The following is a 16,577-nucleotide window of genomic DNA, read 5'->3' as shown; positions in this document are numbered from 1 at the left end:
GCTTAAGCCTTCACCCGGGGTTGGATGTAATTTAGCCTAATAATTTATGCGGTAAGCTTTCAATACGACCGGCTTGGGTGACCACTACATAATTTAATTTGCGTTGCAGTTCACTGATTGTGTCCGCACCAGCATAGGTCAGACCCGATCTTAAACCGCCTACGATATCCGCAATAATGGCATCGGGATTTTCTTTGAAAGGTACCTCAGTTGCTACACCTTCAGCGGTTTTCCATTCATGCATTTGGCCTAAGAAGTTTTCTTGTGCTTCTTTTGAGGCCATACCACGATAACGCTTAACTTTGCTGCCATCTGGTTTTTCAATGACTTCGCCAGGGGTTGGTGAAGTACCCGCTAGCATCCCGCCAATCATGACAAAATCAGCGCCAAAAGCTAACGCTTTGACGATATCTCCTGAGGTTCTAATGCCGCCATCAGCAACAATAGAGCGATCAGAGCGTGAACAGTCTTGAATACAGGTTAACATGGGAACACCAAAACCTGTTTTAATTCGAGTGCTACATACCGAACCACCACCAATACCTGCTTTGATTATATCCGCACCGCATGAGGCAAGGTAATCCGCTCCAGCGTAGGTGGCAACATTTCCAGCCATAATACATCGATCAGCAAGTATCTGACGTAAGCTTTTGAGGGTCTTACCCACATATTTGGCATGAGCATGAGCCACATCCACACAAAAATAGTCAGCGCCTGCATCACGTAATGCCGCCGCTCTTTCTAATTCAGCGGCAGTACAACCTACTGAAACAAAAACTCTATTTTGGCACTTTTTAAACTCGGCAATGTTGTCTTCAATGCTCATAAAGCGATGTAAAGCACCCATAGCGCCTTTAGAACCCATGAAATTGGCCATTGCACTTTCAGTAATGGTATCCATATTTGAACTGATTACAGGCAGCTCTAGGGTTAATTTGCCCAGTCTGTCAGTACTGGCAGTTTCCACTACTCTTCTTGATTCATGGTGGTTGTAGGAAGGAACAAGTAGAACGTCATCAAAAGTGATGGCATGATCAGTCATGGTAAATCCTTAAAGTGCATACTATAAATGTTCCGCCGCATAAAATGCAAGTCTTGAACGTTCGCCACGTGTCAGACTCATATGAGCGCTATGTTCCCAGTGTTTAAAGCGATCAACGGCAAAAGTTAAACCCGAAGTCGTTTCACTCAAATAGGGGGTATCAATTTGTTTAATATCACCCAGACAAATAATCTTAGACCCTGGGCCTGCACGGGTTACTAAAGTTTTTATCTGTTTTGGAGTTAAGTTTTGCGCCTCATCAATGATAATGTATCGATTTAAAAAGGTACGGCCACGCATAAAATTCAAAGAGCGAATTTTAATTTTGTTTTGCAATAAGTCTTGAGTTGCGCCACGCCCAAAAGTACCACCCACTTGGGAACTGTGGAGCACTTCTAAGTTATCCATTAAAGCGCCCATCCACGGGGTCATTTTTTCTTCTTCAGTACCGGGAAGGAAACCAATGTCCTCGCCGACAGGAATGGTCACACGGGTCATTAAAATCTCGGTATAACGGTTTTGATCCAGGACTTGGGTTAAACCTGCTGCAATCGTGAGTAGCGTTTTTCCTGTTCCAGCAGGACCTTGTAAGCTGACAAAATCGATCTCCGGATCCATAAGCAGGTTTAAGGTGAAGTTTTGTTCACGGTTTTTCGCATGAATTCCCCATACAGAATGCTTTGTATAATCGCGGGTTAGCTGGATGACCGCATGATCATGCTCCAATTTTTTTACAATGGCTTGAAACTGATCATCTTCGGTACTGATGCAATCATTGGGGTTCCATTGATGGATTAAAGGGCCCGTTACTTTATAAAAAGTTTTTCCACTTTCTTGCCATGACTCCATATCTTTAGCATGAGTATCCCAGAAATTATTATCAAGAATATGCAAGCCTTTGTGTAACAGATTGACATCATCAAGCACCTGATCGCTGTAATAATCTTCAGCAAGAATCCCCAGTATCCCGGCCTTAATACGTAAATTGATGTCTTTGGATACAATAATTACTTGCTTTTTCCCTGTGTATTTTTTTTGTAAGCCCAAAGCAGTGGCAAGAATTGTATTATCTACTTTGTGTCCGGGAAGAGTCGATGGAACAACCTGATCGAATTCATCGGTTTGAAAAAATAACTTTCCACTGCACTTTTTCTTATCTGAATGCAAATAATTAGGTATCGCTAATCCTGAGACGATTTGTTCATGGGTAGAGTTACTCATGAGCTCTACCAACATGCGGTTGGTTTGGCGGACGTTACGTGCCACCTCCGATGTACCCATTTTATGATTGTCTAGTTCTTCCAGCACCACCATTGGCAAATAGATATCATGCTCTTCAAAATGATAGATGGCGGTAGGGTCATGCATTAAAATATTAGTATCAAGTACAAACAACTTCTGACGGGTATTGCTATTATCCATAAATTCACCTTGTGATTAAAACGTGTAGCCTGGGTGAAGGCAGTACCTAACTGCCATCAAGTTAGGGTGAAATCCAACCTTCACCAAGCGACACTTATTTGATTGCTTCCTTCATTCTGCTTAGGGGATGCGACCCAGTCAAGAATAAAATGGTTACTTTAACGCACTAAGTACTTCGTCTACATGACCTTTGACGCTTACTTTACGCCATTCTTTGCTTAATTTTCCCTGCGGATCAATGATGAACGTACTGCGCTCAATTCCACGCACTTGTTTTCCATACATTGATTTCATTTTAATCACCTCAAACAATTGGCATAATTGTTCGTCTGGATCACTAATGAGCTCAAAAGGAAAGTTTTGTTTGGCTTTAAAGTTCTCATGCGATTTTAAGCTGTCACGAGAAATTCCAAATATCTGAGTATTTAATTTTTGGAATTGGGGGTAGGCATCACGAAAATCCTGCCCTTCTGTGGTACAACCTGGTGTTGCGTCCTTAGGATAAAAATAAAGGACAACATACTGTCCTTTATAATCGCTTAAACGTGCATTAATTCCACTCGTTGCCGAAAATGCAAAATCGGGTATCGATTCACCTATATTCATCAGTCTCTCCCTGTTTTTTTCATGATACGAGAACGGTCTCTTTCCCATTCACGGTCTTTAATGGAGTCTCGCTTATCATGCTCTTTTTTGCCCTTAGCCAAAGCTATTTTTATTTTTATATTATTTTTTTTCCAATATAAAGAAAGTGGCACAATGGTATAGCCTTGACGTTCAACACTGCCGATGAGGTGGTTCAATTCTTTTTTATTTAATAACAGCTTGCGGGTACGTATGGGGTCAGGAATGGAATGAGTCGAGGCAGTAATGAGCGGTTGGATCTGGGCACCCAGTAAAAAGGCTTCACCGTTTTTGATAATAATATGTGCATCAGATAAATTAATTTTTCCGGCGCGCAGGCTTTTGACTTCCCAGCCCTCAAGTACAAGCCCCGCTTCGTACTGATCCTCAAGAAAATAATTGAAGCCTGCTTTGCGATTCAACACTATGGTTGAATCGGATTGTTTCTTGTTTGTCATATTTATTCTTTGACGCGGTCGTGTTTGTAATCCAAAGGTAATTGAGGATAGACTCGATTGAGTTGATGATCAACTGCTACACGATTATCAAAAACAAAACAATGTCCTTCCCAGAGTGATTCTTCTTTGGGCATTTTTTCAATATAGTTGAGAATGCCATCCTGCAAATGATAGACATTTTCAAACCCTAAATCTTTTAGGTAAGCAGTGGATTTTTCGCAGCGTATGCCACCGGTGCAAAACATAGCAATTTTCTTATCTTTTTTATTGAGCAACTCTTCCTGCACGTATTGTGGAAAATCACGAAAATTTTCCGTGATGGGGTTAATGGCATTTTTGAATGTGCCTAATTCAAATTCATAATCATTTCGTGTATCAATCAACACCACTTCAGGATCTTGAATTAATTCGTTCCACTCTTCAGGACTGAGATAGGTCCCTACAGTTTTCAGAGGATCAACATTCGTAAGACCCATAGTTACAATTTCTTTACGAAGTTTAACCTTAGACTTTTCAAAGGGATTTTCTTTATCAAAAGTTTCTTTAAATCTTAAATCAGCCAAACGCTCATCTTGATGGATAAATTGGTAAAATAGATCCATTTGGGCACGCGTTCCGGCAAAACTTCCATTGATTCCTTCAGCGGCTAATATAATGGTCCCCTTGATTTTAATTTCATGCATTTTAGCAAGCAAAGGCTCACGCATCGCTTCGAAATTTTCTAGGGAAACAAATTTATAAAATGAAGCAATCACTATTTCGTTCATCATACTACCTGAAAAATAACCAAAAATAATCGACAAAAATTAACATTTACACAGAATTTAATCAATAGGCCTGAATTAAATGCACCCTAAGTTTCGCTTCAATGTGAAGCAAAAGTTAGCTAAATGCGTTGACAAAAACTAACCAGCGATCATACTGTTATATACCTAAGAAACTTTAAAATACTAAGTTTACGTTTACTTGATTTTTTTGCCTTGGAAGGCTTAAAGATCGGCCATGGACTGGTTCTGTTGGGAATTTTTAGACTTCCAGAGCGGAAATGGCAATAGGTTAAAATAGTATTTTGAAGTTTCTTAGGTGTATACCAAAGCTATCTGTGTTTTCATTCTGCTGGCTTTATAAGGAGATAATATGGCACATTACATTCGGAAGTTGCGTTGGTTCTTTATCCTTTGTTTTTTTATCCCACTCTTTAGTTTTTCCGCTACTCCCATAAAAACTATGGTTGTTTTTGGCGACAGTTTGTCTGATACCGGGAATACTACCCATTTACTAAAAAGTTTACGCCAAGAAGAGGATCCTGCTTTTTTAGTAGCACCTTTCAAAGCATTTGTACTCAATAAGATGGTTGAGTTTGCTGAAGAATATTATGTGCCACAAATGGTTTTGGATTCAGGTATCGCTGTAGTTACCGATTTTTTTGATAACCAATTAGCGCCTTATATCGCCAATTTAGTCAGTAAAATTAAATTAGTGCCTGTATTGCCAGGAAAGCCTTACTGGAATGCGCGTTTTTCTAATGGTCAGGTATGGAATGAATATTTAGCGAAGATGCTTTCCATTTCTCCGGACGATGAAGAAGTTTATTTGAACCGTGCTTTTGGTGGAAGCTGGGCCGCAACCTACGATTATCAGCTCACTGTCTGGAATTTAATTCGTCATCCATTAGGGACAATCAAAAATCTGATTGTAGGGAAATTGGTTCCACCCAGTCTTGGTCTAACGGTTCAGGCTTATTTGCTCGAACATCCCACCTTAAGTGATGAAACAGTGTTTTTTATTTTCACAGGAAGTAATGATTACATTAATGTTTTGTTCTTTGAAGATAATTACAACACTGAAGTGATGAGTACCTATGTTGATAATGTTCTATCAGGTGCTGGTTCAGCAGTCATGAAATTAATGCAAGCAGGAGCACGTCGTTTTGTGATTATGGGGCTGCCTCATATAGGCGATACTCCTCGTATGGTGCAAACCACTGATAGAGAGGTTTTGAATAATGCAGTGGATATGCACAATGAGCGCCTTCAAAATCGTATGCAAGAATGGGCGAAGATTTATCCCGACTCTAATTTTCTTTACATCGATATGGGCGATTATTTGTCACGCGCTTTAAAAAACCCAGAAAATTATGGATTTACTAATACGACGGAGGCGTGTATCGATGTGAAGCTTCCAATGTATGATGCATTCCGCAACTCACCTTTTGCGAACAACTATGTATTACGTTACGCACAAGTACTGCAGTACCGAGATGCGAGCTTTGCTGCTGGGGATAAAAACTATCATGTATGTGATACGCCCGACAGCTATTTATTCTGGGATGAAATTCATCCAAGTACCCGTGCTCATGGACTCCTTGCTTTTGAAGTCTGTAAGGCAATGAAATATCACGGATATGACGTAACCTGTGAAAATCCAATAGAGTAAAAAGCGGCGAGACTGGCTGAATTTATTTATTGGAGGTAAAAGGAAGCCTCCATCCGCCCTTACGGGCACCTTCTCCCTAGCAGGGAGAAGGAATGTTTTTAAAAGTACCCCCTCTCCCCACTTGTGGGAGCGGGGCAGGGGTGAGGGGTTCTTTTTGTAAAAACCAAGAAAATATCTATAATTTATTGGTAGTAGTTGTAGTCTGAATTTTCTTTTTATAACTTCTATTTATGGCTGTATTCCATATTTGATTTTAGAAGATAATTTGTGGCATCGTCCTTTCTCAATCTATTACGAATCATGTTAGTGATTTATAAATGTTTATGGCATAATTGCCGTTTTTTTATTGATATATCGTTCATATGCGGTTGTTGAAACGAGGAGCAGGTTTATGTGTGGGATTATGGGAGCTGTGTCTGAAAGGGATATCAGTAAAATTCTACTGGAAGGTCTACGTCGCTTGGAATATAGAGGTTATGATTCAGCCGGCATTGCGGTAATCGATAATCAAGGGAATTTAAAGCGTGTGCGAATTCAGGGTAAGGTGCAAAATTTAGCGGATGCAATGCAAGAAACCGCCATTGCGGGTAATACAGGGATTGCACACACGAGATGGGCGACACATGGTAAGCCCTCTGAGCAAAATGCTCATCCTCATTTATCCCATGGACAAATTGCATTAGTACATAATGGTATTATTGAAAATCATGAAAAATTACGTCATGAATTAATGATGAAGGGCTATCAGTTCACCTCTGAAACCGATACAGAAGTGGCTGCTCATTTAATTCATTACCATTATCAACAGAATGAAAATTTACTTGCAGCAGTGCAAACTGCTGCTGCAGAAATGGATGGTGCGTTTGCTTTGGGTGTTATTCACCAACAAAGACCAATGGAGCTTGTTGCAGTTCGTAAAGGGAGCCCCTTGGTTGTTGGTTTAGGCATCGGTGAAAATTTTATCGCATCTGATGGTCTGGCATTAAAGTCTTTTGCACAATCAGTGATCTACTTAGAGGAAGGGGACAGTGCTTCAATTACCTCAAAAAGCGTGACCATCTATAATTCATCCAAATCGGTTGTTGAACGACCTCTTCATCCTTTAACAAGTGATTCTGAAACGGTAAGCAAAGGGCCTTATCGGCATTTTATGCTTAAGGAAATCTTTGAGCAATCTAAGGTACTGACTGATACTTTAGAAGGTCGCATCAATAGCCTCGAAGTTCTTAAAGCCAGTTTTGGTGAACGAGCCTCTCATGTATTTCCGATGGTAAAACAAATTCATATTGTTGCTTGTGGTACCAGTTATCACGCCGGAATGATTGCCAAATATTGGTTAGAATCTTTAGCGGGATTGCCCACGCAAGTTGAAATCGCAAGTGAATACCGCTATCGAGATGTTGTCGTACCCCAGGATACTTTATTTATTACCGTGTCCCAATCCGGAGAAACAGCAGACACGCTCGCTGCTTTGCAAAAAGCAAAAAATATGAATTATTTGGCCACCTTGGCTATTTGTAATGTGGCAACAAGTACTTTGGTCAGGGAGGCAGACTGTGTTTTCCTAACGCGTGCTGGAATCGAGATTGGTGTGGCATCGACTAAAGCATTTACCACTCAATTGGTTGCTTTCTTGATGTTAGCCGCAGCACTTTCCCATGATCATCGGGCTAATGAAATCTTAAAACAATTGCAAGAGTTGCCTGCATGTTGCGAGCGTGCATTAAAAATGAATGAAGAAATTGAAGATCTCGCATCTCTATTTGTTAATAAAGCACATGCTTTATTCTTAGGGCGCGGGGTGCAGTATCCAGTAGCTCTTGAAGGTGCTTTAAAATTAAAGGAAATTTCTTATATTCACGCAGAAGCCTATCCTTCTGGAGAGTTGAAACATGGTCCTTTGGCTTTAGTTGATGAAAATATGCCTGTCGTTGCCGTTGCTCCCAATGATGAACTGCTGGATAAATTAAAATCTAATTTGCACGAAGTAAGTGCACGCGGTGGTCAGTTGTTTGTTTTTGTTGATAATACTCAGAACTGGCAAGCAAATGGCACGCGTTTAATTAAGGTACCTTACTGTGGTCTATGGATCGCTCCAATAGTTTATACGATACCTTTGCAATTGTTGGCTTACCATGTCGCCGTTGCTAAAGGTACGGATGTTGATCAACCGCGCAATCTTGCCAAGTCAGTGACTGTTGAGTAATAATGTGGCGGTTTTTTAAACGACTCACCCAGACTACTCCAGTAAAGTTTCGGGTGCGGTAATCAAATTGTTCTATATTTATGTTTTACGGGGATGTAAATGACTCAAGAGATGTCGGGATTAGCTGCGATTATTGCGCAAGAGCTTAAAGTGAAACCAGCGCAGGTAGAAGCGTCCATTCGTCTGCTCAATGAAGGGGCAACAGTTCCTTTTATTGCTCGTTATCGCAAAGAGGCTACAGAAGGATTAGATGATGTGCAATTACGTTTTATTGATGAACGTGTGCATTATTTACGAGAATTGGATGAACGTCGAGCTGTAGTTTTACAGTCTATCCGAGAACAAGAGAAACTCACTCCTGAGCTTGAAAAAAGCATTTTGGCTGCAGACACTAAAACTCGTCTTGAAGATTTATATCTACCCTATAGACCCAAGCGTCGGACTAAGGCTCAAATTGCCATAGAAGCAGGTTTAGAGCCATTAGCTCAGGCTCTTTGGAAAAATCCAGATCTGGATCCCGAAGAACAAGCCGTGCAATTTATCAATCCTGAGGCTGGCGTTGAGGATGCAAAAGCAGCATTAGAAGGTGCGCGGCATATATTAATGGAGCATTTTGCAGAAGATGCCGATTTAATTAATGAGCTGCGCGAATATTTGTGGCAGCATGGTATTGTCAAATCAATAGGCAGCTCCAAGAAAAAAGAAACGGTAAACAAATTTTCAGATTACTTTGATTATGCCGAAGCAATTAAAAAGATCCCTTCGCATCGTGCATTAGCTTTATTCCGTGGCCGTCGGGAAAGTGTTTTACAAGTGAGTCTTACTTTACCTGAGCACGAAGAAACCTACGGTGAAAATAAATTAGCTGCGTATTTCAATATTGCTGACCAGCACAGAAAAGCAGACAGTTGGCTCCTTGAAACCGTACGCCTGACCTGGAAGGTAAAATTATTTACTAAATTAGAGCTGGAATTACTCACTCGTTTACGAGAAATGGCAGATGAAGAAGCAATAAAAGTATTTTCCAGAAATTTACGGGATTTGTTACTTGCTGCACCAGCTGGTCCACAAATCACAATTGGCCTTGATCCTGGAATCAGAACAGGTGTTAAAGTCGTTGTCGTTGATGCAACCGGTAAGTTACTGGATTACACCGTTATTTTTCCATTTGCGCCCCAAAATGAATGGCATCAGGGAATTACTGATTTGGCAAAATTGGCAGCAAAACACCAGGTCAATTTAATCAGTATTGGTAATGGAACTGGCTCTCGCGAAACAGAGCGCTTAGTTTCTGATTTAATAAAAATGTATCCTGATTTAAAACTGACTAAAATTATTGTGAGTGAAGCTGGTGCATCTGTTTATTCGGCTTCTGAAATAGCTTCTCAGGAATTTCCTGATCTAGACGTCACCTTGAGAGGAGCTGTTTCCATTGCACGTCGTCTCCAAGATCCACTTGCTGAATTAGTCAAAATTGAAGCCAAGTCTATTGGCGTAGGCCAATACCAGCATGATGTGAATCAAACTCGGTTAGCGCGTTGTTTGGATGGTGTGGTTGAAGATTGCGTGAATGCGGTTGGTGTTGATGTCAATACGGCTTCGGCGGCTCTTTTATCCCATATTTCCGGTCTCAATGAGGCTTTAGCCAAGAATATCGTCCTTTATCGTGATGAACATGGCGCATTCAAAAACCGGATGGATTTGAAAAAAGTAAACCGTATGGGTGAAAAAGCATTTCAACAAGCAGCAGGATTTTTACGTATCATGCATGGCGATAATCCTTTGGATGCCTCTTGTGTTCATCCAGAAGCATATCCTTTAGTAGAAAAAATTATTGCAGATAAAAAAGTTGATATTAAGAAACTAATCGGCAATAAAGAAGTATTACACAGTGTGAATGCGGCAGAATTTATCGATGAGCAATTTGGTTTGCCTACTATAAGAGATGTGTTGCGTGAATTGGAAAAACCGGGTCGCGATCCCAGACCGGAGTTTAAAACGGCACAATTTAAAGAAGGCGTTGAAGACATCGAACATTTACACGAAGGAATGATCCTTGAAGGGGTTGTCAGTAATGTAACTAACTTTGGTGCTTTTGTGGATATTGGTGTTCATCAAGATGGATTAGTTCATATTTCAGCGATGACCAATAAATTTATTTCTGATCCACGTACCGTAGTGAAGGCCGGAGATATCGTAACGGTTAAAGTTATTGAAGTAGATAAAGAAAGAAAACGCATTGGCTTAAGTATGAAATTGGAAGATGAACCTGCGAGCCAAGCTGTTAAAAAAGTTGCAAAAACATCGGAAGTGAAAAAACAACCGCCAGTTAAAAAAGCAGAGCATAAGAAAAAACCTGAGGCTAAAAAAGTTGAGCCGGTTAAAAAAACGGTATTTAATACGGCAATGGCAGATGCATTAGCCAAATTAAAGCGTAATTAAAAGCTGGGGTGGCGCTTGGTTAATAGAGTCCCCTCTCCCACCCGTGGGCGAGGGGTAGCGGTGAGGGTTCATTAGCTGTAGTCAACACCCTCATCTGCCCTTACGAGCACCTTCTCACCATGGGGAGAAGGGATTTTCTCTTAATTTAATGACCGTGTTCCCTGGCTACATCTAACATAAAATGGTGAATCATGACCAATACCCCCAAAGGAGAGTTAACTATTCAGACTTTGGCGATGCCAGCAGATACGAACGCCAATGGTGATATATTTGGTGGATGGATTGTGTCACAAATGGATTTAGCCGCAGGAATATTGGCGAAAAAATTGGCATTAGGACGTGTGGCTACAGTAGCTATTCATTCAATGAATTTCTTAAAACCAGTTCATGTGGGGGATCTTGTGAGCTGTTATGTCACTTTGGTGAAACAAGGCAATAGTTCTATGACATTTAATGTTGAGGTATGGGCTCATCCTGCGACTCAGAATGAAACTTATCAAGTCACCGAAGGTGTTTTTGTTTTTGTTGCCATAAATGAAGAAGGTAGACCAAGAGAGGTGCCTAAAAAAATATGACCCAAAATTCGTCAGACCTATACCACCTACTCACGGAAATGGCGACCCACATTGAACAAAATGCGGAACCGGATCCTCAGTTATATACTTTATTTTTTCAAGAACCTGAACTCGCTTTTAAATTAGTGGATATCATTAATAACTTAGAAGAAAAGTTGGATGAAGGTCTTTCGGTTTATTCCGCATGTGTTTTTGCCTTAGATATTTGTGTCGCGCAGTTGCAAGGGGCTGCGGAAGGTAATAATAAAGTTACTGCAAAGGCATTAACTCAATTAATGAATCATTTAGCTGAAATGATTGATTCACGCAAACACACCCTTAGTTTTTGGCTCCCTATATTAAATTCATTTTATGAATCGCATGTTGAATTGACTGAAGATTTAAAAGATGCCTATTACGATCTTGCCAGCGATGAGGAGGAATCGATTCCTGAAGGTGAACCGATATCACATTTAGATGCTATTCGTGATTTGATTCACGAATTATCTGACCTGAACGTTTTTGAAATCGCCGAAAATTTTTTCGCGCAGAGCTATGCTATGCCCGCGGACTTTTTTATCGATCTTATGGTCGATTTATATAATATCGAGGAGGGGGCAGATATTGCCTTGCTCATTTTATTACATCCTAAGGCTGAGGTGCGCGACATTGCGATTAATACACTGGGCCAAATTATAGAGTTTGTGACTTTTTCCTCTATATCTCTTTCACGTTTGCAGACCATTATGCACTGGTATCCAGAGCGTTATCATGCACTATTTAATTCCTGGATAAAAACGCAACGTAAAAAAGGGGTTGTATTTGCACCGGAACAGGAAGCGGCTCAAGCGACTATTCGAGCTACTGAGGTGGATGGTACAGGCTCACAAGGTATTTTTCTGAATGTACGTAAACAGAGGAAAAATAGACTGTGTGGTTTATTACTAAAGTATGATTTAGGTATTAAAGATGCATGGATAACACCGGTCCTCTCAGCAAAAGATGTAAAGGATTATTATAAAAAGGCTTTTGATGAGAACGTGACGCTTCGTGAAGTCGATTTATCTTATTTCACCATGATGGTGGAACATTTCTTGGCGATAACAATAGAAAAAGAAGAGATTCCTAATATTCAATTTTTAGAAATTCAAGAACTATTAGGCATCCGCATACGCCCGGTGAAATTGGATTTAGATTATCTCTTTGAACAGATGAGTGTTCAAATCACGCCATTTACCCAAGAAGTAATTTCTGAATCGCTACGCCGTTCAAAATCATGGCTTAAAAGTAAAGCATTTACTGAATCCTGGTATTTGGAAAATGCTTTAGTGGATAAGATTGTCAATCACAACAGCACTTTTGTTGATGGAATTAGAGTGTGCAGCATGGAAGAGGCCATGGATGCAGTATTTGCTGAAGAAATGGAAATACACCGCGATAAATGGCAATTTCATTTTTTATGGATTGCCTTATGGATGAAAGCGAAAGAAAAGCGAAATGAAAAAATATGGCGTGATAGTTTTCTGATTGCATATACAATTTATCAAGGACAACCCTTGAAAGAGATTCCTGTTATGCAAGAGATTTGTCGGCAAACGGTGATTAATAGCGTGGAAACCATGCAAGAGAGACGAACACATCTGAGCCAGGAGTAAGAAGAGTCCACCTCATCCCACGCGAAGCAAGGGATCTCCTCGTTGCACTCGAGATGAAGCGAAAGGGGTGGAAACCGCCAAAAAAGACGGACATACTTGAGGCAGGAATGAGAGGAATTCATGTTTACCGGAATTATTGAAAAGAAAGGTACCGTGATTCGCAACATGAATCATGGTGATGCAAACCGATTGGTTATTTCTTGTGGTTTTGAAGAACTACAGATAGGTGAAAGTATCGCGGTAAATGGCGTATGCTTAACGTTATTGCCTTCTGACGAGGCAAACTTGAATTTTGACCTTTCGCCTGAAACGCTAACTAGAACCACTTTAGGACATTTAGGAGTTGGGGATGAGGTTAATTTAGAACGTGCTATGCTTGCATCGACTCGCTTTGGTGGGCACTATGTAAGCGGGCATGTTGATGCAGTGGCACAAATTCAGGCAATAAAGCATATGAACGAATTTGTTGAAGTCGAGTTAAGCGGATTTGATGCCAATGCCATGTTGTATTTAATTCCTAAGGGGAGTATTACGGTTGAAGGGGTAAGCTTAACGATTAATTCAGTTGCAAATCAAAGCATCAAATTAATGCTTATTCCCCATACATTACTTAATACAACCCTGTGCTACTTAAAGCAAGGACAAGAAGTTAATATTGAGTTTGACTACCTGGCTCGGATCGTTGCCCATCAGTTGCAAGTTGCCGGAAAGTTGAGTAATCAAATCCCGTTATGAATTAAGGAGTAGTTCATGACCAAACATTTAACATCCCGATGGCATCGTCTTTTTTTTGCCACGATTATTATAGGGATTGTTTCTGGTTTTGGGGGGATGTTTTTAGCGATATTATTGCATTTTATCCAACACCTAGCCTATGAGCACACTGTATTTCCTATTCTTGGCAACAAGAGCTTTTTATATGTGGTCAGCGATTCAACTGCTCCAAGAAGAGTAGTTGCACTTCTGCTTTGCGGTTTTATTGCAGGTTTTGGCTGGTGGGCTGTCTTTCGCTATGGCAGCCCCTTAGTCAGTATAGCCAATGCAATCAAATCACCAAGACCCTACATGCCAATAAAGACCACTCTAACCCATGTGCTGCTGCAAATTGTTACGGTGGCTTTGGGCTCTCCGTTGGGGCGTGAAGTTGCCCCACGAGAATTAGGGGCTACCTTTGCGTGTTGGTTTACTAACAAGATGAAATTACATCCTAAAGAAAGTCAAATATTAGTGGCAAGTGCTGCAGGGGCAGGATTAGCGGCGGTTTATAATGTTCCTTTTGGAGGTGCTTTATTTACCCTGGAAGTATTACTTGGAAGTTTTCGATGGTTTGCGGTAATCCCGGCAATTACTACCTCTGCGATTGCTGTGGTTATTTCTTGGATGGGGCTTGGCAATCAAACCATGTACCATATACCTGTTTTAATTTTGGATTATTCCGTAGTTATTTGGGCGATTATTGCCGGTCCTTTTTTTGGTTTCTCGGCTTATTGGTTTAAAGAAATTACCAATAGAGTGCAAAGTAGAGCGCCGCGTAACTGGAGGATTATCGTTTTTTGCCTGTTCAATTTTTTCCTAATCGGCTTATTATCTATTTATTTTCCGGCAATCTTGGGAAATGGTCGCTCGGCAGCGCAGTTAGGATTTGATGGCAATATCTTAGGATTAAGTATTGCTGCAGTTTTATTAATACTGCGGGTGTTAATTGTATGTACCAGTATCCAAGCCGGTGCTGCAGGCGGGCTATTAACCCCTTCGCTTGCCAATGGCGCTTTATTGGCAGTGGTGCTCGGCACGCTTTGGAGTTATGTATGGCCTGGCATCTCTATCGCTGCTTTTGCGGTAATTGGCGGAACTGCCTTTCTTGCCGCGGCGCAAAAAATGCCACTTACAGCAATTGTGCTCATTATTGAATTTACCGGTATCAACTTTAGCTTTTTTATTCCTATTCTTTTTGCAGTAGCCGGCTCAGCAAGCATGTTCAATTATTGCGCTACCAGACGAGTGGTTGCGGTGGCAAGTTGAAAAATCGCACGTACTATTGCATAGTGACGCAACCGATTTACATCCAGAGCAGTATTTCTTAAATAGCCAGCTCGTGAAGAAAATGCAGTAGACGTTCCTGGCATTTTGAATGATTTGATGAAATGGGACAGTTATCGACTCTGTGCTATAAACCTTTCGTAATTCAATTTTTAATACTTTCTGTAATACAGTGAGTGTATGGTATCCATTTCTTATGTTGAATTTGAATTTCAAATGATGGAAATACTTTTGACACAAGTTCTGCATATCCTTTTTCTGTTCGAACATTTCTACCGCGATCGTGTGCTATCAAGAACTTTGCAATAGGGTTTTGGTTTTTAACAAAACAGGGATCAAGTGTTATAAGTCTCCCTCCCGGCTTTAGAGCAGAAAAAGCTAATCGAAGCATTTTGATTAATGTATCATCATCAAGGTGATGTAAAAGCCCTATCGCTAATACAACATCGACTTTAGGTATATTGTCTAAATCATTTAATTCAAATTCTTTGCAATAAAAGTTTCCTCGATCTCCGAATATAGATTGAGCTTTTGTAATATATGCGTTGCAGACATCGAACCCATAATATTCTACGTCTTTTAGATAATTAAGAATTTCTGCTGGTCCGCATCCAATATCTAAAATTTTCATGCCCGAGTAAGGCTTAATGAAATTCTGCGTAAATAGAGTTCTCGCTTTATGGGCGCCCATAAGCGCCTGAAATAGGGAATAAATAATAGGATAAGATAAAATTGAACGAATACCATGAGTTATTTGTGCCATAATTGTTTATCCTTATTTTAAGCGAATGATTTTGCAATCTATTGTGGGTTGCATAATAATGGGTATGAATCCAAAAAAATAATGCATGCGTAAATAGGTAATACCCTTTATTACATGAACCATCCAACCAGAACGGCGCTTGCAAAATTCTGAGTCATTAAGCGCTCTTTCAAAAATTGAAACCATATACTGTTTATTAAAAACGATGTCCAAATGAGTTAGATTGCGAATTATTTTTTTTATTTGTTTGACATTTATCCAATTTAATGAGTTCCAAGTACCTTCTGGATCAGGTATTTTAATTTTATTAAATATCAATTTCTTAAAAAATTTTTCTGTTATTGATTTGGAAAAGAGAGTAGGAATATTAAAATGAGGCTCATAGGGAAATAAATAATTGGGGCAAGTAAATCGATATACCGCTTTTTTCTTCAGACTATTCCCAATTAAAGTTAGTGCAAGTGATACATTTTCAACATGTTCCATTACATTTATTGAGAAGGCGAAGTCAAAATTATTTTGTATGTCCAACTGCTCCACTGGAAGATGTATGATTTTAGGACTAATATTTTGACTGTTCGCCAAATCCAATATTAATGTCTGCATTTGGCTAAAATGAGAATAACCAGAGCCCATGGGTTCTAGGGCTGTAACGTCGTACCCTTCTTTTACTAATTGACAGCTCAATATCATACTTCCAGCACCAACCTCAAGTATCTTGGTATTTTTACTTATATTCTGCAAATCATCACTAATTAATGTCCTCCCAAATTTTGCTTCTCCAATATATATTTCCACTAAAGACAATATTTCCGGTGCTTTTTCTCTAACATATACCCGTATGTCATTTATCCATTGTTCTATTGGTGGAATATAAAGTGTATTGCTCATTACGTAATCGTCCATAGTTTGAATGACTGCTATTTTATAGTAAT

At 40.0% G+C, this 16,577-nt stretch carries 14 protein-coding genes; 7 read left to right on the top strand and 7 right to left on the bottom strand.

Annotated elements, in window-relative coordinates; genetic code table 11:
* Window positions 1–31 precede the first annotated feature (31 nt).
* The 5 genes from ACF8MK_RS04215 to ACF8MK_RS04195 all read right to left on the bottom strand — a co-directional run bounded on the left by ACF8MK_RS04215 (window position 32) and on the right by ACF8MK_RS04195 (window position 4,313).
* Complete coding sequence (locus ACF8MK_RS04215) at window positions 32–1,042, bottom strand: guanosine monophosphate reductase (protein WP_392538310.1); 1,011 nt, start codon at window positions 1,040–1,042, stop codon at window positions 32–34.
* A gap of 21 nt (window positions 1,043–1,063) precedes the next feature.
* Complete coding sequence (locus ACF8MK_RS04210) at window positions 1,064–2,464, bottom strand: PhoH family protein (RefSeq protein WP_265701883.1); 1,401 nt, start codon at window positions 2,462–2,464, stop codon at window positions 1,064–1,066.
* Window positions 2,465–2,617: 153 nt separating this feature from the next.
* Window positions 2,618–3,070 (bottom strand): peroxiredoxin, encoded by a 453-nt coding sequence (locus ACF8MK_RS04205; RefSeq protein WP_265701884.1) that lies wholly within the window; start codon window positions 3,068–3,070, stop codon window positions 2,618–2,620.
* Window positions 3,070–3,546 carry an SsrA-binding protein SmpB gene (gene smpB, locus ACF8MK_RS04200; protein ID WP_265701885.1) on the bottom strand — a complete coding sequence of 159 codons (477 nt, stop codon included), beginning with the start codon at window positions 3,544–3,546 and terminating at the stop codon, window positions 3,070–3,072. The genes ACF8MK_RS04205 and smpB overlap by 1 nt, the downstream gene beginning before the upstream one ends.
* Before the next feature lie 2 nt (window positions 3,547–3,548).
* Window positions 3,549–4,313 carry a rhodanese-related sulfurtransferase gene (locus tag ACF8MK_RS04195; protein ID WP_392538914.1) on the bottom strand — a complete coding sequence of 255 codons (765 nt, stop codon included), beginning with the start codon at window positions 4,311–4,313 and terminating at the stop codon, window positions 3,549–3,551.
* Between the two features lie 370 nt (window positions 4,314–4,683).
* Between ACF8MK_RS04195 and plaC the strand changes: the two genes are divergently transcribed.
* The 7 genes from plaC (at window position 4,684) to ACF8MK_RS04160 (ending at window position 14,861) form a co-directional block, all read left to right on the top strand.
* A complete protein-coding gene (gene plaC / locus ACF8MK_RS04190; RefSeq protein ID WP_392538309.1) occupies window positions 4,684–5,982 on the top strand; it encodes a lysophospholipase/glycerophospholipid:cholesterol acyltransferase PlaC in 1,299 nt (432 codons plus the stop codon).
* Window positions 5,983–6,373: 391 nt separating this feature from the next.
* Complete coding sequence (gene glmS / locus ACF8MK_RS04185) at window positions 6,374–8,188, top strand: glutamine--fructose-6-phosphate transaminase (isomerizing) (RefSeq protein WP_392538308.1); 1,815 nt, start codon at window positions 6,374–6,376, stop codon at window positions 8,186–8,188.
* Window positions 8,189–8,287: 99 nt separating this feature from the next.
* Complete coding sequence (locus tag ACF8MK_RS04180; protein ID WP_392538307.1) at window positions 8,288–10,630, top strand: Tex family protein; 2,343 nt, start codon at window positions 8,288–8,290, stop codon at window positions 10,628–10,630.
* A gap of 191 nt (window positions 10,631–10,821) precedes the next feature.
* Complete coding sequence (gene yciA / locus ACF8MK_RS04175; protein ID WP_028382478.1) at window positions 10,822–11,205, top strand: acyl-CoA thioester hydrolase YciA; 384 nt, start codon at window positions 10,822–10,824, stop codon at window positions 11,203–11,205.
* Complete coding sequence (locus ACF8MK_RS04170; RefSeq protein ID WP_392538306.1) at window positions 11,202–12,839, top strand: hypothetical protein; 1,638 nt, start codon at window positions 11,202–11,204, stop codon at window positions 12,837–12,839. The genes yciA and ACF8MK_RS04170 overlap by 4 nt, the downstream gene beginning before the upstream one ends.
* A gap of 120 nt (window positions 12,840–12,959) precedes the next feature.
* Window positions 12,960–13,574 carry a riboflavin synthase gene (locus ACF8MK_RS04165; RefSeq protein WP_392538305.1) on the top strand — a complete coding sequence of 205 codons (615 nt, stop codon included), beginning with the start codon at window positions 12,960–12,962 and terminating at the stop codon, window positions 13,572–13,574.
* A 15-nt stretch (window positions 13,575–13,589) separates the two neighbouring features.
* On the top strand, window positions 13,590–14,861 hold the full coding sequence (locus ACF8MK_RS04160; RefSeq protein WP_392538304.1) for a chloride channel protein: 1,272 nt from the start codon (window positions 13,590–13,592) through the stop codon (window positions 14,859–14,861).
* 163 nt (window positions 14,862–15,024) lie between these two features.
* Here the strand turns inward: ACF8MK_RS04160 and ACF8MK_RS04155 are convergent, their stop codons facing one another.
* Window positions 15,025–15,642 carry a class I SAM-dependent methyltransferase gene (locus ACF8MK_RS04155; protein WP_392538303.1) on the bottom strand — a complete coding sequence of 206 codons (618 nt, stop codon included), beginning with the start codon at window positions 15,640–15,642 and terminating at the stop codon, window positions 15,025–15,027.
* Window positions 15,643–15,654: 12 nt separating this feature from the next.
* The gene (locus ACF8MK_RS04150) at window positions 15,655–16,533 is read right to left on the bottom strand and encodes a methyltransferase domain-containing protein (RefSeq protein ID WP_392538302.1); all 879 of its coding nucleotides are present in this window, start codon (window positions 16,531–16,533) and stop codon (window positions 15,655–15,657) included.
* Window positions 16,534–16,577 lie beyond the last annotated feature (44 nt).

The organism is Legionella sp. 227 (assembly GCF_043161935.1).
GTDB classification, from domain to species: domain Bacteria; phylum Pseudomonadota; class Gammaproteobacteria; order Legionellales; family Legionellaceae; genus Legionella; species Legionella sheltonii.
This window is presented reverse-complemented; position numbering and strand designations above follow the sequence as displayed.